Below are 22683 nucleotides of genomic sequence, written 5' to 3' on the forward strand. Positions count from 1 at the left end.
AGGAGATAACGATGAGCGGCCTTGCCAATTTGGTGCCGATGGTGATCGAGCAGTCGAGCCGCGGCGAACGTGCCTTCGACATATTTTCGCGGCTGCTGCGCGAGCGCATCGTCTTCATCAACGGGCCGATCGACGACGGCACCTCGGCGCTGGTCTGCGCCCAGCTTCTGTCGCTGGAATCCGACAATCCCGACAAGGAGGTCTCGCTCTACATCAACTCGCCGGGTGGCGTGGTGACCAGCGGTTTCGCCATTTACGATACGATGCAGTATATCAGCTGCCCGGTCTCCACCGTTTGTATGGGCTTCGCCGCCTCGATGGCCTCGTTTCTCCTGATGGCGGGCACGCCAGGGCGGCGTATCGCGCTACCCAACACCAGCATCGTGCTGCATCAGCCTCTCGGCGGTTTCCAGGGCCAAGCCTCCGATATCCAGCGCCATGCCGAGGGCATCCTTCGCACCAAGCGGCGCATGACCGATCTTTACGCCCACCATTGCGGCCGCACCTACGAAGAAGTGGAACGCACGCTCGACCGCGACTTTTTCATGACCGCCCAGGAGGCCAAGGATTGGGGACTCGTCGACCATGTTTTCGACACTCGCAAGCAGGCCGCATGAACGAGCCGGGCCGGCGGACGCAACCGAGGCGATTAATCGCCCGCAATTTCAGCGCCATCGATCTGGTCTTGCCGCCATCACGGCACTATAGTCCGGCGATGACCGCCAGCCGTTCATCCAGCCCGTTATGCCTTGCTATCGCTACTGTGGCCGGCACGAACATGCTGGTGGACATGGCATTTGCCCAAGATAATTCGACGTCTTCGCAAAAGAGCGCCCTGCCCGGCGTGACCAGCGACTATCGCATCGCCGAGCCAGGGCCGCAGCCTGAGCCCGACGACGCGGTTCCAAGCAGCGGCAACGGCACGTTCAAGATCGGCGATACCGACGTTCGGATTTCCGGCAGCATAACCATCGATGTCGCTACCGGCGGGATCAGGCCCCCCAGCCGGTAAGTTCGCCTGGCATGCACCACAAATGTGCGCCTCAAACGAACAGCCCCGTCATTGCTTGTACAATTGACGGGGCTTCTTGGATCTAAAATCCAAATTGCCGGGAGTGTACTGCCGGCTTTTTATTTCGGATGCTTCGCGGCGTTCAGCCGACGATCCGACTAGCAGTCTCTGATTGTTGTGGGGATCGGCAGGTCACGTTGGCAGGTAGCGCAAAACGCCTGGCCTAGCCACTTATACCTGCCGCGGCTCCAGCGACACGTGGAGCCTCAAGGAACTGTCCGGTGGAGTCATGCCTCTGCTCTCCTTCTGTTCGTTGCGACTGTCGTCGTCGAAGCGCTCATCGCATAACCCGCGGCGTCTCGCAGGCTAGCCCCAGGCCGCGAGGCCATCGAAAGACGGCCGGCTTCGTTGACGTTTGGAGTCTGCCCCCGTGACAGATGGACGTCAACCTTGAATGGCCGATTACCGAAAAATGTGATCGCGAGACGCTTTGTGAACCACGGGGTGAACCCAGCCGCACGGGCAGCTTTTGTCAGGAGCGTGTTCGGCCTTTGTTCTTTCCGCTTGCCCGTTCGCGCGAAAGGCGGTTAAACGCTTTGGTCGAGAGTTGTGGCGTCTCTCGAAAAGGCGGCGAAATTACCTACATAGGGGATGGTCGGGAAAACCCGCCCATCCCACGAATTCCAGATTCTGAGGCGGCGACCGGCGATGGCCGACCATAAATATCTCTCCATTCGCGGGGCACGCGAACACAATCTGAAGAATGTCGATCTCGACCTGCCGCGTGACAGCCTGATCGTCATGACCGGCCTGTCGGGGTCGGGCAAGTCGTCGCTTGCCTTCGACACCATCTATGCCGAGGGCCAGCGCCGCTATGTCGAGAGCCTTTCGGCCTATGCACGACAATTCCTCGAAATGATGCAGAAGCCGGACGTCGACCAGATCGACGGCCTGTCGCCAGCCATCTCCATCGAGCAGAAGACCACATCGAAGAACCCACGTTCGACTGTCGGCACCGTCACCGAGATCTACGATTATATGCGGCTTTTGTTCGCCCGCGTCGGTGTACCCTATTCGCCGGCCACCGGCCTGCCGATCGAGAGCCAGACGGTGTCCCAGATGGTCGACCGGGTGCTTGCAGTCGAGGAAGGCACCCGGCTGTTCATCCTGGCGCCGATGGTGCGCGGCCGCAAAGGCGAGTACCGCAAGGAACTGCTGGAGCTGCAGAAGAAGGGTTTTCAGCGCGTCAAGGTCGATGGCGTCTTCTACGAGATCGCCGACGTGCCGGCGCTGGACAAGAAGTACAAGCATGACATCGACGTTGTCGTCGACCGCATTGTCGTGCGCGGCGATCTGGCGACGCGGCTCGCCGATTCCATCGAGACCGCGCTGAAACTTGCAGACGGACTGGCGGTAGCGGAATTTGCCGACAGGCCGCTCGACGCCAGCCAGACCGGCGAGGATTCGGTCAACAAATCGAAGAACGAGACGCATGAACGCATGCTGTTCTCGGAAAAGTTCGCCTGCCCGGTGTCCGGCTTCACCATTCCCGAGATCGAGCCCAGGCTGTTCTCCTTCAACAATCCGTTCGGCGCGTGCCCGACCTGCGATGGGCTCGGCAGCCAACGCGCCATCGATGCCAGCCTGGTCGTGCCCGACGAGAATGTCTCGCTGCGCGCCGGCGCCGTCAGCCCTTGGGCGAAATCGACGTCGCCCTATTATGCGCAAACGCTGGAAGCGCTGGGCGTTGCCTACGGCTTCAAGCTCGGCGACAAGTTCAAGGATCTGAGCGAAGAGGCAAAGCAAGCCATCCTGCACGGCACCGGCGAGCGCGAAATCACCTTCCACTACGATGACGGCCTGCGCTCCTACAAGACGACCAAGACCTTCGAGGGCGTCATCCCCAACCTCGAGCGCCGCTGGAAGGAAACCGAATCCGCCTGGATGCGCGAGGAGATCGAGCGCTTCATGTCGGCCACGCCCTGCCCGGCCTGCCGCGGCTATCGGCTGAAGCCCGAGGCGCTCGCGGTTAAGATCGCCGGCAAGCACATTGGCGAGGTCACCGAGCTGTCGATCCGCAAGGCCGACCAGTGGTTCACCGATCTGCCCGCTTCGCTCAACGACAAGCAGAACGAGATTGCGGTGCGCGTGCTCAAGGAAATCCGCGAGCGGCTGCGCTTCCTCAACGATGTCGGGCTCGATTATCTGACGCTGTCGCGCAACTCCGGCACGCTGTCAGGCGGCGAGAGCCAGCGCATCCGTCTTGCCTCGCAGATCGGCTCCGGCCTGACCGGCGTACTTTACGTGCTGGACGAGCCGTCGATCGGTCTGCACCAGCGCGACAATGCCCGCCTGCTCGATACGCTGAAGCATCTGCGCGACATCGGCAACACAGTGATCGTCGTCGAGCACGACGAGGACGCCATCCTGCACGCCGACTATGTCGTCGATATCGGCCCGGCCGCCGGCATTCATGGCGGCCACATCATCGCCCAGGGCACGCCGCAGCAGATCATGGCGACGCCCGCTTCGATCACCGGCAAATATCTGTCGGGCGAGCTCGAAGTGGCGACACCGGCAGTGCGGCGCGAGGCCAAGAAGAGCCGCCGGCTGAAGGTCGTCGGCGCGCGCGGCAACAATCTGAAGAACGTCACTGCTGAAATCCCGCTCGGCACTTTTACCGCCGTCACCGGCGTGTCCGGCGGCGGCAAGTCGACCTTCCTGATCGAGACCCTGTTCAAGGCGGCGTCGCGCCGCATCATGGGCTCGCGCGAGCATCCGGCCGAGCACGACCGCATCGAGGGGCTGGAATTCCTCGACAAGGTCATCGACATCGACCAGTCGCCGATCGGGCGCACCCCGCGCTCCAACCCCGCCACCTATACCGGCGCCTTCACGCCGATCCGCGACTGGTTCGCCGGCTTGCCGGAGGCCAAGGCGCGCGGCTACCAGCCGGGCCGCTTCTCGTTCAACGTCAAGGGCGGCCGCTGCGAGGCCTGCCAGGGCGACGGCGTCATCAAAATCGAGATGCACTTCCTGCCCGACGTCTACGTCACCTGCGACGTCTGCCACGGCAAGCGTTACAACCGCGAGACACTGGACGTCCTGTTCAAGGGCAAGTCGATCGCCGACGTTCTCGACATGACGGTCGAGGAAGGCGTCGATTTCTTCGCCGCCGTGCCCGGCGTGCGCGACAAGCTGGAGACACTTAAACGGGTCGGCCTCGGCTACATCCATGTTGGCCAGCAGGCAACGACCTTGTCGGGCGGCGAGGCGCAGCGCATCAAGCTTGCCAAGGAACTGTCGCGCAAGGCGACCGGCAAGACGCTCTACATTCTCGATGAGCCAACCACTGGCCTGCATTTCCACGACGTCGCCAAGTTGCTTGAAGTGCTGCACGAGCTGGTCGACCAGGGCAACACGGTCGTCGTCATCGAGCACAATCTAGAGGTGATCAAGACCGCTGACTGGGTTCTCGATCTTGGCCCCGAAGGTGGTGACGGCGGCGGCGAGCTGGTGGCGTCCGGCACGCCGGAGGACATCGTCCGCGAAAAACGCAGCTATACCGGGCAGTTCCTGAGGGAATTGCTGGAGCGGCGCCCCGGAGGCAAGCGCGAAGCGGCGGAGTGATGGCAAAGAACGGTCTCATCACGGTCCAAAGCCGCTTCGGCGTGACCGAAACCATCGATCGCCTGGTCGAAACTGTGGAACGTGCAGGATTGCTGGTCTTCGCCCGCATTGATCACGCCGCTGGTGCGCGCAGCGTCGAAACATCACTGCGTCCAACCCAGCTCCTGATTTTCGGCAATCCGAAAGGCGGTACGCCACTGATGCAGGACCGGCAGCTTGCCGGCATCGATCTGCCGGTCAAGGCACTGGCTTGGGAGGACGAGCAAGGCGAGATCTGGCTCTCCTACAATGACGCACGCTGGCTCGCTGAGCGCCACGGCTTGGGCGACGCCAGTCGCAATGCCGTCGCTGCGATCGCCGACGGCATGGACAAGGTGATTGCGGCCGCTGCCGGCGCGGGCCAGTTTTGATGGTGAGAGCCGCTCGGGCCGATGATCTCTCCACGGTGATTTCGCTCACCACCGACGCCTACGCGCCCTACACTGCCCTGTTCGGAGCGCCGCCGATCCCCGTCACACAGGACTATGCGCCGCGCATCCAACGCGGCGAGGTCTGGCTTTTGGAGCAGAACGGACAGCCGGCCGGCTTGATCGTTCTCGAACGAAATGCGGACCATACAATGATCTTCAGCGTTGCCGTTGCGCCAGCCTTTCAGGGCAAGGGTTTCGGCATCGGGCTGCTCGACTGGGCCGAGCAACAGACGCGCTTGTGGAGCTTGCCTGAGATCCGACTCTACACCAATGCCAGAATGGAACGGAACGTTTCGTTGTATAAGGCCTACGGCTTTCGCGAAACGGGTCGCCGGCCCAATCCATATCGGCCAGGATGGACGGTCGTCGACATGGCGAAAGCCGTCGAGACGACCGCCATCGCGTGATCCTTTTCTGCAAACCGGGAGGACGACCATGACTCAATCAGGAACAATCCGCGCCGGCATGGGCGGCTGGACCTTCGAGCCGTGGGACACGTCCTTCTACCCGGACAAATTGTCGAAGGCCAAGCAACTGCATTATGCCAGCCGGCAGGTGCCCACCATCGAGGTCAACGGCACCTATTATTCGAGCTTCAAGGAGCCGACCTTCGTCAAATGGGCCAACGAGGTGCCGGATGGTTTCGTCTATTCGCTGAAGGGCAACCGCTTTGTCACCAACCGCCGCGTGCTCGGCGAGGCCGGGGAATCGATCATGCGCTTCCTCGGGTCGGGCGTCGCCGCACTTGGCGACAAGCTCGGGCCGATCCTGTGGCAGTTCGCGCCGACCAAGAAATTCGACCCGGACGATTTCGAGGCCTTCCTCAAGCTGTTGCCGGAAAAGCAGGACGGCGTTGCGCTGCGCCACGCGGTCGAGGTGCGCAACGACAGCTTCGTCGTGCCGGAGTTCGCCGCCTTGGCGCGAAAGCACAAAGCCGCCATCGTCTATGCCGACCACGCCAAATATCCGGGGATTGCCGACGTTACCGGCGATTTTATCTATGCGCGGCTGCAGACCGGCAGCGACGACAATCCCGATTGTTACACGCCAAAGGCGCTCGACGAATGGGCGGCGCGCGCAAAAACCTGGGCGGAAGGCAAGGTGCCGGCCGACCTGTCGCGCGCCGATCCTTCAACCGACGCGCCGGTCAAGCCACGCGATGTGTTCGTCTACTTCATCACGGAGGGCAAGGTCCGCGCTCCATTCGGCGCCATCGCCCTGATGAAGCGGGTCGCAGGCTGATGCCCGCGGTCGGTGGTCCGCCTGGCTTGGTCCTAAACTACCGGCTATGCGGCGCGTTCGTCCGGACGCCGATCAACCCTGACGATCTCATTGAAAGCATCGAGATCGACATAGAAGACCTTGGTGATCTCCGCGATGAGTTCGTCGTGGTCATACCCCTGCGATTTCAGAATGTTGATGGCTGTCAGGATGTCGACGCGCTCCGTGAGCCGTCGTTTCTGGTAGTCCTCGACATAGCGCTCCATAGACTGGCCCTGGCTCCCAAGCACCCGAAATGTTGGACGACAACAGATCGCTGGAAGGGAACGGCTTGCGCGCAAGCGTGCCGACGCCTTCTCCTGATCTGCCAAGTTGAAACTGGTACGGAAAGCGGCCGACTCACCAAGGCCAAGCAAAATCTAGCACGCAATCTGCAGCGCGCCAGAGTTGCAAAGTAATAGAATCAATAAGAATTCAGACGGTCAGGAATTTGCGGACGTCCGCCCGGTCGAGATCCTCGGCCGGGCCGGTATGAACGATCTGGCCACGGTCCATGATGTTGACCTCGTCGGCCAATTCCCGGCAGAAGTCGAGATACTGTTCGACCAAAAGCACGGCGATACCGGCCTGGTCGCGCAGATAGCGGATGGCGCGGCCAATATCCTTGATGATCGACGGCTGAATGCCTTCGGTCGGCTCGTCGAGCACCAGCAGTTTCGGCCGCATCACCAGCGCCCTGCCGATGGCAAGCTGCTGCTGCTGGCCGCCGGAAAGGTCACCGCCGCGACGCACGAGCATCTGCTTCAGCACCGGAAATAATTCGAAGACGTGACCGGGAATGTTGCGGTCGGCGCGCTTCAGCGGCGCGAAGCCCGATTCGAGGTTTTCCCGCACCGTAAGCAGCGGAAATATCTCCCTGCCCTGCGGCACGAATGCGATGCCCGACCGGGCGCGATCATACGCCGCGCTCCGGTCGAGCGCCTTCCCCTCGAAGGCAACGCTTCCGCTCGTCAGCCGATGATGGCCGACGATCGATCTCATCAAACTGGTCTTGCCGACGCCGTTGCGACCGAGCACGCAGGTGATCTTGCCGGCGCCGGCTGTCAGCGAGACGCCGCGCAGCGCCTGAGCGGCGCCGTAATGCAGCGTGGCATTGGAGACTTCGAGCATGGTCAGCGCTTTCTCCAACGCGTGAAGAACGAAAGGTCGAAATGATGGAACGGAACGCGCCAGACCATGATCATCTCCCCAGGTAGACTTCGACGACGCGCTCGTCGGCCGAAACGAAGTCGAGGCTGCCCTCGGAAAGAACCGAGCCTTCGTGCAGGCAGGTAACCTTGACGCCGAGCTCGCGCACGAAATGCATGTCGTGCTCGACGACGATGACCGAATGGTCGCGCGCGATATCCCTGAGCAGCCGCGCGGTTTCCTCGGTCTCGGCGTCGGTCATGCCGGCAACCGGTTCGTCGACCAGCAGCAGCAGCGGATCCTGCGCCAGAAGCATGCCGATCTCGAGCCATTGCTTTTGGCCGTGGCTCAGATTGGCGGCGAGTTCGTCGCGCTTGTCGCCAAGCCGGATGATACCGAGGATGTCGTCGATCTGCCGCACTTCCGCGGCCGAGCGACGATGGAACAGTGCCGGGAAGATCGAGCGCGGGCCATTCAGCGCCAGCATCAGATTGTCCTCGATCGTGTGGCTTTCGAAGACGGTCGGCTTCTGGAATTTACGGCCGATGCCCATCATGGCGATTTCGGCCTCGTCGTGTTTGGTCAGGTCGACCTCACCGTTGAAGAAAACCTCGCCCGCATCGGGCCGCGTCTTGCCGGTGACGATGTCCATCATCGTCGTCTTTCCGGCGCCGTTGGGGCCGATGATCGCCCGCATCTCGCCTTTGTCGAGCACCAGCGAAAGGTTGTTGATGGCGCGAAAACCGTCAAAGGAAACCGAAACGCCGTCGAGATAGAGGATGGTGTTGCTCTTCGACATCAGACCATCACTCCGCCGGCTGCGGTTCGGCGCTGGAGGCCGACCAGTCGCCCGGCCTTCTCGCCGCCGAACGGTCGGTTTTCGGCGGCACCTGCGCATCGGGATCGATCCCGGCTTCCTCGGCAACCGAGGCCGCCCGCAACGTCTTGGCGTTGCCGCGCCAGGAATCCCACATGCCGATGATGCCCTTGGGCAGGAACAGCGTGACGGCGACAAACAGTCCGCCCAGCGCAAACAACCAGAATTCAGGCAGCACGCCGGTGAACCAGGATTTACCGGCATTGACCAAAAGCGCGCCGATGATCGGCCCGACGATGGTGCCGCGCCCGCCGACGGCCGCCCACACCACCACCTCGATCGAATTGGACGGCTCGAATTCGCCAGGGTTGATGATGCCGACCTGCGGTACGTAAAGCGCACCGGCGATGCCGGCCATCACCGCCGACACGGTGAAGGCGAACAGTTTGACGTTCTCCGCCCGCCAGCCGAGAAAGCGCGTGCGGCTTTCGGCGTCGCGCACCGCCATCAAAAGCTTGCCGTATTTGGAACCGACGATTGCCCAGGTGACGAAGACGGCAGACGCCAGCATGACGGCGCTGGCCGCGAACAGCGCCGAGCGTGTCATGTCGGCCTGCACGTTGAAGCCTAGAATATCCTTGAAGTCGGTCAGGCCGTTATTGCCGCCGAAACCCATGTCGTTTCGGAAAAAGGCAAGCAGCAGCGCATAGGTCATCGCCTGGGTGATGATCGACAGATAGACGCCGGTGACGCGACTGCGGAAGGCAAACCAGCCGAAGACGAAGGCGAGCAGGCCGGGTACTGCAAACACCATGATTGCGGCAAACCAGAAATGGTCGAAACCGTACCAGAACCACGGCAGTTCCTTGTAGTTCAGGAACACCATGAAGTCCGGCAGCAGCGGATTGCCGTAGACGCCGCGCGAGCCGATCTGGCGCATCAGATACATGCCCATCGCATAGCCGCCGAGTGCGAAGAAGGCGCCGTGGCCGAGCGAGAGGATGCCGCAATAGCCCCAGACGAGATCGAGGGCCAAGGCGAGCAGCGCATAGCAGAGATATTTGCCGGTGAGCGCGACGATATAGGACGGCACGTAAAACGCACTTGTCGGCGAGACCGCAAGATTGAGCAGCGGCACGACGATCGCAACCGCCAGCAGGATGAAGATGGTGATGGCGACGCGGCGGTCGGCGCCGGCGGCAAAGAAGCGTCGCGTGATCATGCTTCCACCGACCTGCCCTTGAGCGCGAACAGGCCGCGCGGGCGTTTCTGGATGAACAGGATGATCAGCACCAGAACGACGATCTTGCCGAGCACCGCTCCGGCATACGGTTCGAGGAATTTGTTGACAATGCCGAGCGAGAAGGCGCCGACCAGCGTGCCCCAGAGATTGCCGACGCCGCCGAAGACGACGACCATGAAGCTGTCGATGATGTAGCCGCGGCCGAGATTGGGCGAGACATTGTCGATCTGGCTGAGCGCGACGCCGGCGATGCCGGCAATGCCGGACCCCAATGCAAAGGTCAGGGCATCGACCCACGGCGTCCTGATGCCCATAGAGGCGGCCATCCGGCGATTGGCCGTGACGGCACGCATCTGCAGCCCCCAGGGCGTGCGTTTCATCACGTAAAGCAGCACAGCGAAGACGCCGAGCGCAAAAGCCAGGATCCAGAGCCGGTTCCAGGTGACCGAAAGCTGGCCGATCGCGAACGAACCTGACATCCAGGATGGGTTGCCGACCTCCTGGTTGGTCGGCCCGAAGATGGTGCGCACGGCCTGCTGCAGGATCAGCGAGACACCCCATGTCGCTAGCAGGGTCTCCAACGGCCGGCCATAGAGGAAGCGGATCAGCCCGCGCTCTATGATAAGGCCGACGAGCGCCGCCACCAGGAAGGCCAGCGGCAGGGCGATGACCAGCGACCAGTCGAACAGGCCGGGAAAGGAATTGCGGATAACCTCCTGCACGACGAAGGTCGTGTAGGCGCCCAGCATGACCATCTCGCCATGCGCCATGTTGATGACGCCCATGACGCCGAAAGTGATGGCAAGGCCGATCGCCGCCAGCAGCAGCACCGATCCGAGCGATATGCCGTACCAGATATTCTGGCCGGCATCCCACAGCGCCAGCGTCGAATTGATGTTGGATATCGCCGCAGTCGCCGCGTCCTTCACCGCACCTTCGGAACTGGCCTCCACCGACGTGAGCAGCGACACCGCATCACGGTCGCCGCGCGCACCGATGAGCGCGATCGCCGCCAGTTTGTCGGCCTCCGGCCTGTCGGAAACGAGAACCGATGCGGCACGGGCCTGTTCGAGCAGCGCCCTGACGCCTGCCGCGCTCTCATTGGCGATCGCGGTGTCGAGCGGCTCGATGTTTGCCGCGTCCGGCGTCTTGAACATGGTGTCGGCGGCGGCAATGCGCACCGCCGGATCCTTGGAGCCGAGCGTCAGCGTGCCCAGCGCGTCGCGGATGACGCGGCGCAGCGTGTTGTTGACCTTGATCTTGGTGATGTCGGCCTTGGCTGCTTCGCCAGACTTTTCGCCGGTGAGCGCATCGAGCAGTTCGATGCTGTCGCCGCTCTCCTTGCCGACAAAGACTACTGAATCGGCCTTGCGGACGTAAAGGCTGCCCTCCGCAAGCGCGGCAAGCGGCCGTTCGACGGCTGTGTCGCCGGTTGCCGCAAGCTCGCGCACGACGGCTTCGATCGCTGAAAAATTGGAGGCGGTGGCGAGTTTGGCGACGACCGCGCGCAGATCGGATTCGCTGGCGTTCGACGGCAGCAGCATTCCCAGAAGGAGGAGCAGCATCAGGCCAATCGCGCGGATCAGGATCATCGGTTTCTGGTGGCTCTTGGAGGTTGAATGTCGCCTCCGGGCAGGCTGGAGGACGAGCCCGCCCGGAGGCTTTTGCGGTCTGGGAAGACAGACCGGGAGGATCAGTTGGTTCCCTTGCCGCCGCATTTGCCTGTGGCGACATTGAAGTTGCCGCAGGACAGAGGCGCGCGCCAATCGGAGATCAGGTCCTTGGAGTCAGGCAGGTAGTCGGACCACTCGTCGCCCATTACCAGGCCCGGCGTCTGCGAGACGGTTTCGAACTGGCCGTCGGCCTGGATTTCGCCGATCAGCACCGGCTTGGTGATGTGATGGTTCGGCATCATGGTTGAATAACCGCCGGTCAGGTTCGGCACCGAGACGCCGACCATGGCGTCGATGACCTTGTCCGGATCGGTGGTGCCGGCCTTCTCGACCGCCTTCACCCACATGTTGAAGCCGATATAGTGGGCTTCCATCGGATCGTTGGTGGTGCGCTTGTCGTTCTTGATGAACTTGTGCCAGTCGGCGATGAACTTCGCGTTCTCGGGCGTATCGACGCTTTCGAAATAGTTCCAGGCGGCGAGATGGCCGACCAGCGGCGCAGTGTCCAGACCGGCAAGCTCTTCCTCGCCGACCGAGAAGGCCATGACCGGGATGTCCTCAGCCTTGATGCCCTGGTTGCCGAGCTCCTTGTAGAACGGCACGTTGGCGTCGCCATTGACGGTCGAGACGACGGCGGTCTTCTTGCCGGCCGAGCCGAACTTCTTGATCGCCGAGACTTCGGTCTGCCAGTCGGAGAAGCCGAACGGCGTATAGTTGACCATGATGTCTTCGGCGGCAACGCCCTTCGCCTTCAGATAGGCCTCGAGGATCTTGTTGGTGGTGCGCGGGTAAACGTAGTCGGTGCCTTCGAGCACCCAGCGCTTCACCGAACCGCCATCCTCGCTCATCAGATAATCGACGGCCGGAATGGCCTGCTGGTTCGGCGCCGCACCGGTGTAGAACACGTTGCGCTCGCTTTCCTCACCCTCATACTGGACCGGGTAGAACAGGATGTTGTCGAGCTCGCTGAACACCGGCAGCACCGATTTGCGCGACACCGACGTCCAGCAGCCGAACACCGCGGCGACCTTGTCCTTCGAGATCAGCTCGCGCGCCTTTTCGGCGAACAGCGGCCAGTTGGAAGCCGGATCGACGACCACCGCCTCGAGCTTCTTGCCGAGCAGGCCGCCCTTGGCATTCTGCTCTTCGATGAGCATCAGCATGGCGTCCTTCAGCGTTGTCTCCGAGATCGCCATGGTTCCCGACAGCGAATGGAGGATGCCGACCTTGATGGTGTCGTCGGCCGCCTTGGCGGGAACGCTCATCAGCAGGCCGGCGGTGACCACGCCGGCCGAAAACATTTTTGCTATTGTCGAGAAACTGCCCCTCATACTTTTAAACTCCCAAGCTGGTTAACTGCATCGGGACAGACCATGCAACGGCTGTGCCAATCACCGGAGCAAGGTCGGAGGATTTGAGATTTTCCAGCTCTATCAGTCGGTTAATGTATTAGCTGCAGGAGATGAACCTCGCCTGCTATCTTCGAAACGAGAAAGGATCACCCATATCAGCCTAAGTTTTGCTCACATATAGGCCAATGCCTGAATTTTGAGCAGCATCATATGAGCCCTGGCGAGGATTGCAGCGCCGCGGCGAAATGGGCAAGTTTGAACCCCTTTAACGAGCGATCAAATGGCCTTCAGAGCTTCTTGCATTTTCACCGCCATGCTTCTGCTGGCGGCGACGACCGTAGCGCGCGCCGGCTTCAGCGACGGCAAGCTGCCGGACGGGTCCTATCATTGCGAAGTCTATCTGCTTGGCATGTTCCTCAGCCTCGGCGACATCACCATCAAGGGAAACGTCTATAGCGGTCCTGTGAGCTTCGGCATCGCGCCGCAGAGCTACAATTACCAGATGGATGCAGACGGCGTGATCACCTGGCTGGGTCCGCTGGGTGGCTATACCAGTGGCGGCAACTCGATCTCGCTTACGCAGGCGACGCTGGAAAGCGGAACCACCCCGTCCTTCGACATCATCATGAAGCAGCCAGACGGCGCCTTTACCGCCTCGACCTGCACGAAGCGTTGAAAAAAGTACGGAACCTGGCGAGGTTCCGTACTCCGAAGCACAAAAGCCGCCTAGCTCTCCGCCGCCAGATCGAGCGCCAGCCGGGTCATATCGGTGAAAAGCCCCTGGCGTTCGGAATAGTCGGTCTGCTCGCCGGTTGCCACGTTGTCGACGACGGTCAGGATCGACAGCGCCCGAGCGCCGAAATCGGCCGCAATGCGGTAGAGTGCGCTGGTTTCCATGTCCACGGCGAGCGCGCCCTGTGCCTGTGCTTCGGCAAAGCGTTCGCGCCCCAGCGGATGATAGAAAATATCGCTGCAAATGGTCAGCCCGGCCCGATGGTCGATGCCGAGTTCCGAAGCTCGGGCCAATGCCTGGGTCAACAATGCCGGATCGGGGCCGGCATCGGCACGATAGAGTCCAAAAACCTGGCCGCTCTCCGCATTTTCGCCACGCACCGATTGCGCGATCACCAGGCTGCGCAGCGCCATCTCGGCGGTCAGGCCACCGCAGGTACCAGTGCGGATCAGTGTTTTCGCACCATAGAAGTCCAGCAGCTCATGCACATAGACCAGGAACGAAGAGACGCCGATGCCGGTGGATTGGATGCTGACAGGTTTGCCGCGAAACAGCCCGGTAAAGCCGAGCGCGCCGCGGCGGCGGTTGACGCAGCGCGGCGCTTCCAGAAAGGTTTCCGCCATCCATTCAGCGCGCTGCGGGTCGCCCGGCAGCAGCACCGTGCTTGCGTAGTCGCCTTTGCTAGCTTCGTTGTGTGGCGTCACGGCATGCTTTCCAAAACCCGTCGCCCGTTTCGCCTGCAATCATGGCAGTCTCACGACATTGCGCAAGCGGAGCGTTGGAAGGGTCAGGATTCCAGCATGTCCTTTACGATCGTGGCCAATTGCTTGAGCGAAAACGGCTTCGGCAAGAAGCCGAAATGCGCGTCGGCCGCCAAGTTCTTGGCGAACGCGTCTTCGGCATAGCCGGACACGAAGATGAACTTGATGTCGGGCTGCCGTTTGCGCAATTCGCCGAGCAGCGTCGGGCCGTCCATTTCCGGCATCACCACGTCCGACACCACGACGTCGACCTTGCCGCCGAGCGCTTCGTAGACCTCAAGCGCCTCGACGCCGGACGACGCCTCGTGGACGGTGTAGCCGCGCGATTTCAGCGCCCGCATGCCGCCCATGCGCACGGCGTCCTCGTCCTCGACCAGCAGCACCGTGGCCGAGCCCGACAGGTCCTTGGCTGAGTCGGCGATCCTGGTAGGTGCGGCCGGCGCCTCTCCAGCCTCGCCCGCCTTCCTTGCCTCCGCAATGTGCCGCGGCAGGAAGATGCGGAACACGGATCCCTTGCCGACTTCGGAATCGCAGAAGATGAAGCCGCCTGTCTGCTTGATGATACCATAGACCATGGACAGGCCGAGGCCGGTTCCCTTGCCAACCTCCTTTGTCGTGAAGAAGGGCTCGAAGATCTTTTTCAGCACATCAGGCGCGATGCCGCTGCCGCTGTCCTCGACCTCGACCAGCACATAGTCGGCCGGTGTAAGTTCGCGATAGGAAAAGGTCTTGCATTCCCCGGCGCTGACGTTGCGGGTACGTACGGTGAGTTCGCCGCCGGCCGGCATCGCATCGCGCGCATTGACCGCCAGATTGACTACCACTTGCTCGAACTGCCCGATATCGACCCTGACCGGCCACAGGTCGCGGCCATGGTCGATCTTGAGCTTGATGTCGTTGCCGACCAGCCGGGCAAGCAGCATTCTTAGATCGGCGAGCACGTCAGTCAGGTTGAGCACCTCCGGCCGCAGCGTCTGCTTGCGCGAGAAGGCCAGCAACTGCCGCACCAGCGAGGCCGCCCGGTTGGCGTTCTGCTTGATGTTCATGATGTCCGGGAATGACGGATCGGACGGCCGGTGGTTGGTCAACAGCAGGTCCGAGGCCATGATGATGGCGGTCAGCACATTGTTGAAATCATGCGCGATGCCGCCGGCGAGTTGGCCGACCGCCTGCATTTTCTGGCTCTGCGCCATCTGGCCCTCGAGGGCCTTTTGCTCGGTGGTCTCGACGGCATAGACGATGGCCGATTCCTCGGCGCCCTCGCCGCCGGTGCCGTCAGCGACCGCATTGACGTAGAAGCGTATGTGGCGCTCCTCATTGCCGGGCAGCACCGTATCGATCGGCTCGATGTCAGCCTGTTGCTGGCGTGCCTTTTCAAAGGCCGCGGCGAAAGCCGGCCGGTCGCGCTCGTGGATCACCGTATCCAGCCGCACACGCCGATCGACCGCGTCGCGGTCGACGACCGAGGAAAACAGCGACAGGAACGGCGCATTGGTGCGCAGGATGCGGCCGGCATGATCGACGCCGGCTATCGCCATCGGCGTCGAGTTGAAGAACCGCGTGAAGCGTATTTCCGATGCACGGAGGTCGGCCGAAGCGTCCTCGCCTTGCGTCCGGTTGAGCACGATGGTGCGAGTCGGGCCGTTGAGCCCCTCTCGGCTGGCCGAGACACGATGCATGAAGCGCACCGGCAGCGCCTCGCCGGTCATCGTCGTCAGATCGAGGTCGATAACGGCATTGCGCGTGGTACCAGCGTCGGCCTTGACCGAACGGACCAGCGCCATGCCGTCGCCGGCGACGATCTCCGGCAGCGTGATGGCGCCGGGAGTGAAGCTGGCCAGGTCGATGCCCAGCCACTCCGCAAGGGTCGCGTTGATATAGGTGACGCGGCCTTCCTGGTCGGCCGAAAAGAAACCGGCCGGCGCGTGGTCGAGGTGATCGATCGCCTTTTGCAGGTCGAGAAAGAACCGCTCCTGCTCGGCCCGTTCCTGCGAGATATCGGCAAGCTGCCAGGCAAGCATCGGCAGCCGCTGGCCTGGAACGCTGAACGCGCGGGCCCGGACGCGGTACCAGCGCGCGCCCGGTTCGGCGCCTGGCCGAATGGACTGCGCAAGCCGAAACTCGCCGTCGCCCGGCTGGCCGTCGCGCAGGCCCGACGCCAGCCGGTATATGGTCACCGAGGCCTCGGGAACGTCTGAAAGCAAACCTTCGACCGTCTTGATGTCGGCGGCCGACTCGGCACCTGTCATATCGGCATAGGTCTGGTTGGCGTAGATGATACGGCCTTTGGTGTCGGTGACCAGGAGACCTTGTGACATCGAATCGACGAAAGCTTTCGACAGTTCGTCGCTTGTCGAGCGCGGCGTGATATGCACGAAGCCAATCGCAGTGGCGAATAGAAAGCCGACGCCGATCATCGCCAGCACGCCAAGCATGCCGAGCAGGAATGGATCGCCAAGTCGCTCGCGGAAAAGGCCGAAGACGATCGCTGCCCCTGTCAGGACGACGATGAAAACGATGAGCCGGGTGACCGCGCCCGGTCGCGTGTTCTGGTCGACGATAGGTACCGGATAGAAATCGCCGCGCGCTTCCTTGGCCATGTGCCCCCTGCTCGTGAATTCCGGTGTCGGTTGAATCATATTCTCAGGGTCGGGAAAAGGCCCGGCGGCAGATGTCCGCTAAAAAGGCTCCCGGTTTCGAGCTGTTCACGAAGCGTGAAAGGCAACTTGCGGTGGCCTGCCGCAACAGTCTAGTGTCGCCTCTCTTCGAAAGCTGATTTTGGGGGAACCAATGCTGCAATGGCTGGATGGCGTGGCGGGTCCTGGTTATGCCGCAGCAATCCTATGGACGTTTGCAGTACTTGTCCTGCTGCTCATCATTCTTCTTATCATCAGGCTGGTCCGCAGCCTGACATTCGGAACATTCGTCGCCGGCGGCAGGAACCGCAAGACGCGGCTGGCTGTCATGGATGCCACAGCGGTCGACAGTCACCGGCGGCTGGTGCTGGTGCGCCGCGACGATATCGAGCACCTGCTCTTGATCGGTGGTCCGACCGACGTCGTCGTCGAGCGCGACATCAAGCTCTCGGCGCTGCGCCGCCCGGCATTGACCGGAGACAGCAGCCACCAGCCGGCAGCAAGGCCGGCTCAGACCACAGCCGCGCCGGCGAGGCAAGCGCCGCCGCAGCCGGCAAGCGCGGCCGCACCCCCTGTCCGAGCCCGCCAGACGGCGACGATGGCGGCAACAATGCCGGCGCCTACGCCGGCGCCGAAACCGGCATCGAACGTCACACCGTTGCCAAGTTATGGATCCGTCAATGCCAATGCCTCGCGGCATGCGCCGCAGCCGGCAAGACCGGACTCCCCGGCAAGATACGAGCCGCCGGCACAGCATGAGTCGATCGACGATGCGCTAATGAAGGAGCTGGAGGTTTCCCTCGACGAGCCACGCTTCAGCCAAACGGCGAGCAAGCCGGTGGCGAAGGCATCGCCCTCTCTCGACGACGAGATGACGAAGCTCCTCGGCGAATTGTCCAATCAGAAAAGATAGGGCGATAGCGAACGGCCAATGAAAATGGCCGGAAAACCGGCCATTTTCAACGCTTTACCGATGCCGTGTTTTTCCCGCCGGCTCAGTCGTCGCGGTAGACCTTCTCGCGCCGCTCATGGCGCTCCTGTGCCTCGATCGACAAGGTGGCGATCGGGCGCGCGTCGAGCCGCTTCAGCGCGATCGGCTCGCCCGTCTCCTCGCAGTAACCGTAAGTGCCTTCGTCAAGGCGCTGGAGGGCCGAATCGATCTTGGAGATGAGTTTTCGCTGGCGATCGCGGGCGCGAAGTTCGATGGCGCGGTCGGTTTCGGAGGAGGCGCGATCGGCGAGGTCGGGGTGGTTGGCGTTTTCCTGCTGCAGGATTTCGAGAGTTTCGCGCGCTTCGCGCAAGATGTCGTTCTTCCAGGTGACGAGCTTCATGCGAAAGTAGGATTTCTGCCGCTCGTTCATGAACGGCTCGTCTTCGGAGGGTACGTAATCGGCGGTAACGATGTCGTTCATTCGACTCACCCAACAAACCCCAAATTTGGCGCCTATATATTCGCGGACCGAAAACTGCACAAGCGCAATCGACGACAGTTTCACGCATTTGTTTATGTGGGACAAACGGACATTGGCGACATCATTCGCATGAACGGCACGCCCGAATTCGCGCATGATTCATTATGCTTGAGGGGGCATCGGCAATTGCGCGCGAAGCGCTTCTGATGGCTAATTCCTGCGGCCGCATTTGACCGGTCGGTACCCGACATATCGGGGGTTCCGTGACAAGACTTTACCTGCTGAGGCATGCGAAGGCCGGCTGGGCGCTGCCTGGCGTGACTGACTTCGACCGCCCGCTCGATGCATCCGGCTTGGCCGACGCCGAAGCGATGGGCGTGCTGATGTGTTCCCGCAAATACGCACCGGCCCTCACCCTTTGCTCAAGCGCCAAGCGCGCCCGCCAGACGCTGGAAAGCTTGGCTGGCCATACCAACACGGGCCGGGTGCTGTTCTGTGACACCCTCTACAGCGACGATGCCGCCGCATACCTCACTGCCATCCGGCAGAATGGCGGGCTGGATGCCTTGCTCGTCATCGGCCACAATCCGATGATTGAGGATCTCGCCATGGCGCTCTCAGGCGACGGCAACGAGACCGCCCGGGCCATGCTGAACCACGGCTTCCCGACCTCCGCACTTGCGGTGGTCCGGTTCAACGGCGGACTTGCCGAGGCTGCGCCAGGCACCGGCTATCTCGAAGCCTTCCTGACGCCCGCCGATATCTGAGGCCATTTCAAAGCCGCGCATCAAAGCCTATATCGGAGCCTGACCGGCCCGCGAGAACAGATTTGGCATCATCGCTGACGACTTTTACCGACGAGGCCAAGATTGCCTTGGATACGTTGTCAGGCCGCGCTGCCGGGCTTTTCGCTCCGTCGCTGCGGCTTGGCGTGACCGGGCTGTCCCGCGCTGGCAAGACGGTGTTCATCTCGGCCCTTGTGCACAATCTGGTCCATGGCGGACGCTTGCCGCTGTTTGAGGCACAAAAATCGGGGCGCATCGCCCGGGCTTTTCTCGAAGAGCAGCCGGACGACGCCGTACCACGCTTCCAGTACGAGGATCACATCGCGGCTCTTGTCGACGAGCGCGTCTGGCCGGATTCGACGCGTGCGATTTCCGAACTGAGGCTCACCATCGAATACGAATCGGCCTCTGGCTGGAGCCGCATGTTTTCCGCCGGCAAATTGTCGGTCGACATCGTCGATTATCCCGGCGAATGGCTGCTCGACCTGCCGCTGCTGGGCAAGTCCTACGCCGATTTTTCGCGTGAGGCCTTCGAGATGGCCGTGTTGCCGGTGCGTGTCGATCTTTCGCGGGAATGGCGGGCGCTCTCCAATCCGGTCGACCCCAACGCCGACGCCGACGAGATGACGGCGCGCCGTCTCGCCGAGAGCTTCGCGGCCTATCTCAAGGCCTGCAAGCTCGATGAGCGGGCGCTTTCGACCTTGCCGCCCGGCCGCTTTCTGATGCCCGGCGATCTTGAAGGCTCGCCCGCTCTCACCTTCGCGCCGCTGCCGAATCTGGACGGCCGGCGCTCCCGCTCGGGATCGCTGCAGGCTATGATGGAGCGGCGCTACGAGGCTTACAAGACGCATGTCGTTAAACCGTTCTTTCGCGAACACATCACGCGTCTCGACCGCCAGATCGTGCTCATCGACGCATTGCAGGCATTGAATGCGGGCCCCGGCGCGATGGCCGATCTGGAGCGCGCGGTCACCGAAATCCTGTCCTGTTTCCGGCCCGGCCGGGGCAACTTCCTGACCGATCTGTTTTCGAGGCGCATCGACCGCATATTGGTGGCCGCGACCAAGGCCGACCACCTGCACCACGAAAGCCACGACCGCCTGCAGGCCATCGTGCGGCGGCTAGCCGACCGCGCCGTGGCGCGGGCGAATTTCACCGGCGCCGACGTCGACGTCGTCGCCATGGCGGCCATGCGCGCGACCCGTGAAGGCACGGTCAAGCAGGGCCGCGAGACTTTGCCGGTCATTATCGGCACGCCATTGCGTGGCGAAAAAATCAACGGCGAAACCTTTGACGGAAAGACCGAAACAGCCATATTTCCCGGGGACTTGCCGGAGAAAGTTGATGCCTTGTTCGACGTTTCCGAATCGACCCGCCGGCAGAACAATGACGACCCCGCAATCCGCTTCGTGCGCTTTCGCCCGCCGAAGCTCGAGCGCACCGCCGAGGGCGTCACGCTGTCGCTGCCACATATCAGGCTCGACCGCGCGCTGCAGTTCCTGATCGGAGATCATCTCGCATGAGTGCGCCCCGCAGACCGGCGGCCTTTCGCATCGAGGCGGAGCCCCAGCAGAAGGAAGATTCGACGGCTCGCTATGCTGCGTCCGAGGCCGTGCCGGCGCGAAAGCCGCGTTCCGTGAAGGCGGATCTGGCCGTGGTCACACCGGCGGAGATCGACGTCTTCGACGAGCCTGATATCGTCGCTGCCGAGCCGCCGCCGGCGATTGCGCCGCGAAAACGTTCGCTGCTTGGCAGCCTGTTCTTCGGCGCGCTGGGCGTTCTGGTTTCGCTCGCCGTCGGCCTCTGGACCGACCAGCTGATTCGCGACCTGTTCGAGCGCGCCGAGTGGCTGGGCTGGCTGGCCGCCGGCATGGCCGCGATCGCCATCCTGGCGCTTCTGATCATCCTCGTGCGCGAGTTCATGGCGATTGCCCGGCTTGCCGAGGTCGAAAAGTTGCAGAAGCGGGCGCTCGATGCGATTGCCCGTGACGATCCGAAGACCGCCCGAGCCGTGGTCGACGAGTTGTCGGTCTTTGTCTCGGCCAAGCCCGAAACCGCGGCCGGCAGGCGCTCGCTGGCCGAATTGCGCGGCGAGATCATTGACGGCGGCAATCTGGTGCGCCTGGCCGAGACCGAGATCCTCGGCCCGCTCGACGCCCGCGCGAAGGTGATGATCCTCGAGGCGGCAAAGCGTGTGTCCCTGGTGACCGCGGTCAGCCCGCGCGCGCTGGTCGACGTCGCCTATGTCGTATTCGAAGCCGGCCGGCTGATTCGGCGGCTGTCGGAGCTCTATGGCGGCCGCCCGGGCACGCTCGGCTTCTTTCGCCTGGCGCGCAGCGTTCTCGCCCATCTCGCGGTCACCGGGTCGATCGCCGTCGGCGACAGTTTCGTCCAACAGATCGTCGGCCACGGCCTTGCGGCCCGGCTGTCGGCAAAGCTCGGCGAAGGCGTCGTCAACGGCATGATGACGGCGCGCATCGGCATTGCAGCGATGGAAACCGCAAGGCCCCTGCCCTTTTACGCGGTCAGGCGGCCTGGATTAGGCGATTTCCTCTCCGCGCTGACGTCCTTTGCAGCAAAGAAAGAAAAAGAAACATCCGTTTCCGGAACGTGACTATTGCCTTGGGGTGACAAAGCATTAACCAATCTTGTTCATGGTCGGAAGCGTCCAAACCAGTCTCTTTGTTGCCGGGTGTCGTCGATGAAAAGCGTTATTCTGTCCAGCGGGCTGCCCGTGGCGCTCGCGCTTGTCGCAACCGTCGGCATTGCCGGAAAGGCTACGGGGGCGGAACCGGACAAGCAGTTCTTTCGATCGGTCGAAGGCAAATGGGTCGGCCCCGGAGAAATCGTCGCTGGCAAATACAAGGGCACGAAATTCACCTGCAGCTTCACCGGCTCGACGCCTGACGGCAAAGTCGGCATGTCGCTCGACGGCGGCTGCCGGGTCGGCATGTTCACCCAGCAGATGTCGGCAACGATCGAGCACAAGGGCCGCCAGGGCTACAAGGGCAGCTTCATGGGCGGCGCCGCCGGGTCCGGCCTCGACATTATCGGTGGCAATGTCGTCGATGCGCACAAGGTGGTTTTCACCATCAATCGCAATCAGTTGCGCGGCGTTATGCAGGCACTTGTCCCAGACGACAATTCGATGACGGTGACCGTTGCCGTGCGCGTCGACCAGCAACTGGTCCCGGTCATCGGGATGAAGTTGAAGCGGGTCGATGAGGTAGAAGTTGGCTCCATCGCTCCGAACTGAGTCTCCGGCATGAAAAAGGCGGCAGCCAAACGGCGCCGCCCTCGTTGACATGCAATGGACGCTCAGCCTTTGATAGCCGCAGTCAGCTCGTCATAGGCCTTGCAGGCGTCAGCCGCTGTTGTGCCACCCGGATAGTTGGTTGTGACCGCCTGGACCTTGGCTGTTAGATCGGCTGCCTTGGCCGGATCCTTGGTAATCGCAGCCTGAAGCGCTGCAGTCATGTCCTGAGCCTTCTTGGTCAGCATCTCGGTCGTGCACTCCGGTGCCTTGGAACAGGCGGAGCCGGCAAGTGCCGCGATACCAACGGCAACCAGCAAAAACGTCTTCATGTCAGTCATCTCCTCAAAAAGGGCCGCGACTTGATCGTCGCTCACCCTCCACTGGCCGAAGCCGGGCGTCCTTAGCGCTGGATCGCTGGAACAAGCAACGCCCGGAGGCCCATTATCCTGTGCAGTGGGCCTGCAATATCGCTTCCACGACGCACCGGATTCGCA

21 protein-coding genes and 1 pseudogene are annotated in these 22683 nt (G+C 62.3%); 12 read left to right on the forward strand and 10 right to left on the reverse strand.

What is annotated here, in order from left to right:
• Nucleotides 1–11 precede the first annotated feature (11 nt).
• The 6 genes from NMG46_RS09290 (at nucleotide 12) to NMG46_RS09315 (ending at nucleotide 6354) form a co-directional block, all read left to right on the forward strand.
• Nucleotides 12–617, forward strand: a complete 606-nt coding sequence (locus NMG46_RS09290) for an ATP-dependent Clp protease proteolytic subunit (protein ID WP_254817374.1) — start codon at nucleotides 12–14, stop codon at nucleotides 615–617.
• Nucleotides 614–1012: a hypothetical protein gene (locus NMG46_RS09295; protein ID WP_368389284.1), complete on the forward strand. Its 399-nt coding sequence runs from the start codon at nucleotides 614–616 to the stop codon at nucleotides 1010–1012. The genes NMG46_RS09290 and NMG46_RS09295 overlap by 4 nt, the downstream gene beginning before the upstream one ends.
• Nucleotides 1013–1720: 708 nt before the next feature.
• On the forward strand, nucleotides 1721–4642 hold the full coding sequence (gene uvrA, locus NMG46_RS09300) for an excinuclease ABC subunit UvrA (protein WP_254817375.1): 2922 nt from the start codon (nucleotides 1721–1723) through the stop codon (nucleotides 4640–4642).
• A complete protein-coding gene (locus tag NMG46_RS09305) occupies nucleotides 4642–5052 on the forward strand; it encodes a DUF302 domain-containing protein (RefSeq protein WP_254817376.1) in 411 nt (136 codons plus the stop codon). The genes uvrA and NMG46_RS09305 overlap by 1 nt, the downstream gene beginning before the upstream one ends.
• A complete protein-coding gene (locus NMG46_RS09310) occupies nucleotides 5049–5519 on the forward strand; it encodes a GNAT family N-acetyltransferase (protein ID WP_254817377.1) in 471 nt (156 codons plus the stop codon). The genes NMG46_RS09305 and NMG46_RS09310 overlap by 4 nt, the downstream gene beginning before the upstream one ends.
• Nucleotides 5520–5547: 28 nt before the next feature.
• Nucleotides 5548–6354 carry a DUF72 domain-containing protein gene (locus tag NMG46_RS09315; protein WP_254817378.1) on the forward strand — a complete coding sequence of 269 codons (807 nt, stop codon included), beginning with the start codon at nucleotides 5548–5550 and terminating at the stop codon, nucleotides 6352–6354.
• Nucleotides 6355–6398: 44 nt separating this feature from the next.
• Here the strand turns inward: NMG46_RS09315 and NMG46_RS09320 are convergent, their stop codons facing one another.
• The 6 genes and pseudogenes from NMG46_RS09320 to urtA all read right to left on the reverse strand — a co-directional run bounded on the left by NMG46_RS09320 (nucleotide 6399) and on the right by urtA (nucleotide 12555).
• Nucleotides 6399–6599 (reverse strand): hypothetical protein, encoded by a 201-nt coding sequence (locus NMG46_RS09320; protein WP_023674857.1) that lies wholly within the window; start codon nucleotides 6597–6599, stop codon nucleotides 6399–6401.
• Nucleotides 6600–6807: 208 nt separating this feature from the next.
• Nucleotides 6808–7503 carry an urea ABC transporter ATP-binding subunit UrtE gene (gene urtE, locus NMG46_RS09325; RefSeq protein WP_254817379.1) on the reverse strand — a complete coding sequence of 232 codons (696 nt, stop codon included), beginning with the start codon at nucleotides 7501–7503 and terminating at the stop codon, nucleotides 6808–6810.
• A gap of 70 nt (nucleotides 7504–7573) precedes the next feature.
• A complete protein-coding gene (gene urtD, locus NMG46_RS09330) occupies nucleotides 7574–8320 on the reverse strand; it encodes an urea ABC transporter ATP-binding protein UrtD (protein ID WP_254817380.1) in 747 nt (248 codons plus the stop codon).
• A 175-nt stretch (nucleotides 8321–8495) separates the two neighbouring features.
• Nucleotides 8496–9560 (reverse strand): annotated as a pseudogene (urtC, locus tag NMG46_RS09335) (urea ABC transporter permease subunit UrtC); the annotation flags it as partial.
• Entirely contained in the window at nucleotides 9557–11173 is a 1617-nt protein-coding gene (gene urtB / locus NMG46_RS09340) for an urea ABC transporter permease subunit UrtB (protein WP_254817382.1), read from the reverse strand. The gene urtB and the pseudogene urtC, both read right to left, overlap by 4 nt.
• Before the next feature lie 101 nt (nucleotides 11174–11274).
• Nucleotides 11275–12555: an urea ABC transporter substrate-binding protein gene (urtA, locus tag NMG46_RS09345; RefSeq protein WP_254817404.1), complete on the reverse strand. Its 1281-nt coding sequence runs from the start codon at nucleotides 12553–12555 to the stop codon at nucleotides 11275–11277.
• A gap of 331 nt (nucleotides 12556–12886) precedes the next feature.
• On the opposite strand from urtA, the gene NMG46_RS09350 reads away from it, so the two are divergent.
• Nucleotides 12887–13282, forward strand: a complete 396-nt coding sequence (locus NMG46_RS09350; RefSeq protein ID WP_023674851.1) for a hypothetical protein — start codon at nucleotides 12887–12889, stop codon at nucleotides 13280–13282.
• A gap of 50 nt (nucleotides 13283–13332) precedes the next feature.
• Here the strand turns inward: NMG46_RS09350 and NMG46_RS09355 are convergent, their stop codons facing one another.
• Together NMG46_RS09355 and cckA are read right to left on the reverse strand one after the other, a co-directional pair.
• On the reverse strand, nucleotides 13333–14043 hold the full coding sequence (locus tag NMG46_RS09355) for a DeoD-type purine-nucleoside phosphorylase (RefSeq protein WP_254817383.1): 711 nt from the start codon (nucleotides 14041–14043) through the stop codon (nucleotides 13333–13335).
• 83 nt (nucleotides 14044–14126) lie between these two features.
• Complete coding sequence (cckA, locus tag NMG46_RS09360; RefSeq protein ID WP_254817384.1) at nucleotides 14127–16700, reverse strand: cell cycle histidine kinase CckA; 2574 nt, start codon at nucleotides 16698–16700, stop codon at nucleotides 14127–14129.
• Between the two features lie 190 nt (nucleotides 16701–16890).
• Between cckA and NMG46_RS09365 the strand changes: the two genes are divergently transcribed.
• Nucleotides 16891–17649, forward strand: coding sequence for a flagellar biosynthetic protein FliO (locus NMG46_RS09365; protein WP_254817385.1), 759 nt, complete (start codon nucleotides 16891–16893; stop codon nucleotides 17647–17649).
• 82 nt (nucleotides 17650–17731) lie between these two features.
• On the opposite strand, the gene dksA is transcribed toward NMG46_RS09365, so the two are convergent.
• Nucleotides 17732–18148: an RNA polymerase-binding protein DksA gene (gene dksA, locus NMG46_RS09370; RefSeq protein WP_023674847.1), complete on the reverse strand. Its 417-nt coding sequence runs from the start codon at nucleotides 18146–18148 to the stop codon at nucleotides 17732–17734.
• Between the two features lie 263 nt (nucleotides 18149–18411).
• Here dksA and NMG46_RS09375 point away from each other — a divergent pair, with 263 nt between their 5' ends.
• The 4 genes from NMG46_RS09375 to NMG46_RS09390 all read left to right on the forward strand — a co-directional run bounded on the left by NMG46_RS09375 (nucleotide 18412) and on the right by NMG46_RS09390 (nucleotide 22189).
• Nucleotides 18412–18915: a histidine phosphatase family protein gene (locus tag NMG46_RS09375; RefSeq protein WP_254817386.1), complete on the forward strand. Its 504-nt coding sequence runs from the start codon at nucleotides 18412–18414 to the stop codon at nucleotides 18913–18915.
• Between the two features lie 62 nt (nucleotides 18916–18977).
• Complete coding sequence (locus NMG46_RS09380; RefSeq protein WP_254817387.1) at nucleotides 18978–20456, forward strand: YcjX family protein; 1479 nt, start codon at nucleotides 18978–18980, stop codon at nucleotides 20454–20456.
• Nucleotides 20453–21547, forward strand: coding sequence for a YcjF family protein (locus tag NMG46_RS09385; protein WP_254817388.1), 1095 nt, complete (start codon nucleotides 20453–20455; stop codon nucleotides 21545–21547). The genes NMG46_RS09380 and NMG46_RS09385 overlap by 4 nt, the downstream gene beginning before the upstream one ends.
• Nucleotides 21548–21634: 87 nt before the next feature.
• Nucleotides 21635–22189, forward strand: a complete 555-nt coding sequence (locus NMG46_RS09390; protein WP_254817389.1) for a hypothetical protein — start codon at nucleotides 21635–21637, stop codon at nucleotides 22187–22189.
• Between the two features lie 62 nt (nucleotides 22190–22251).
• Here NMG46_RS09390 and NMG46_RS09395 read toward each other — a convergent pair whose 3' ends face one another.
• Nucleotides 22252–22518, reverse strand: coding sequence for a hypothetical protein (locus NMG46_RS09395; RefSeq protein ID WP_254817390.1), 267 nt, complete (start codon nucleotides 22516–22518; stop codon nucleotides 22252–22254).
• Nucleotides 22519–22683: the final 165 nt, after the last annotated feature.

Source organism: Mesorhizobium sp. LMG 17147, from assembly GCF_024297145.1.
Classification (GTDB): Bacteria; Pseudomonadota; Alphaproteobacteria; order Rhizobiales; family Rhizobiaceae; genus Mesorhizobium.

Excerpts from the sequence above, each read along its gene's own strand:
- urtB (WP_254817382.1), bottom strand. The coding sequence starts at position 11,173 with ATGATCCTGATCCGCGCGATTGGCCTGATGCTGCTCCTCCTTCTGGGA.
- NMG46_RS09305 (WP_254817376.1), top strand. The coding sequence starts at position 4,642 with ATGGCAAAGAACGGTCTCATCACGGTCCAAAGCCGCTTCGGCGTGACC.
- uvrA (WP_254817375.1), top strand. The coding sequence starts at position 1,721 with ATGGCCGACCATAAATATCTCTCCATTCGCGGGGCACGCGAACACAAT.
- NMG46_RS09290 (WP_254817374.1), top strand. The coding sequence starts at position 12 with ATGAGCGGCCTTGCCAATTTGGTGCCGATGGTGATCGAGCAGTCGAGC.
- NMG46_RS09385 (WP_254817388.1), top strand. The coding sequence starts at position 20,453 with ATGAGTGCGCCCCGCAGACCGGCGGCCTTTCGCATCGAGGCGGAGCCC.
- NMG46_RS09320 (WP_023674857.1), bottom strand. The coding sequence starts at position 6,599 with ATGGAGCGCTATGTCGAGGACTACCAGAAACGACGGCTCACGGAGCGC.
- urtE (WP_254817379.1), bottom strand. The coding sequence starts at position 7,503 with ATGCTCGAAGTCTCCAATGCCACGCTGCATTACGGCGCCGCTCAGGCG.
- NMG46_RS09390 (WP_254817389.1), top strand. The coding sequence starts at position 21,635 with ATGAAAAGCGTTATTCTGTCCAGCGGGCTGCCCGTGGCGCTCGCGCTT.
- NMG46_RS09365 (WP_254817385.1), top strand. The coding sequence starts at position 16,891 with ATGCTGCAATGGCTGGATGGCGTGGCGGGTCCTGGTTATGCCGCAGCA.
- cckA (WP_254817384.1), bottom strand. The coding sequence starts at position 16,700 with ATGGCCAAGGAAGCGCGCGGCGATTTCTATCCGGTACCTATCGTCGAC.
- dksA (WP_023674847.1), bottom strand. The coding sequence starts at position 18,148 with ATGAACGACATCGTTACCGCCGATTACGTACCCTCCGAAGACGAGCCG.
- urtA (WP_254817404.1), bottom strand. The coding sequence starts at position 12,555 with ATGTTTTCGGCCGGCGTGGTCACCGCCGGCCTGCTGATGAGCGTTCCC.
- urtD (WP_254817380.1), bottom strand. The coding sequence starts at position 8,320 with ATGTCGAAGAGCAACACCATCCTCTATCTCGACGGCGTTTCGGTTTCC.
- NMG46_RS09315 (WP_254817378.1), top strand. The coding sequence starts at position 5,548 with ATGACTCAATCAGGAACAATCCGCGCCGGCATGGGCGGCTGGACCTTC.
- NMG46_RS09350 (WP_023674851.1), top strand. The coding sequence starts at position 12,887 with ATGGCCTTCAGAGCTTCTTGCATTTTCACCGCCATGCTTCTGCTGGCG.
- NMG46_RS09395 (WP_254817390.1), bottom strand. The coding sequence starts at position 22,518 with ATGAAGACGTTTTTGCTGGTTGCCGTTGGTATCGCGGCACTTGCCGGC.
- NMG46_RS09295 (WP_368389284.1), top strand. The coding sequence starts at position 614 with ATGAACGAGCCGGGCCGGCGGACGCAACCGAGGCGATTAATCGCCCGC.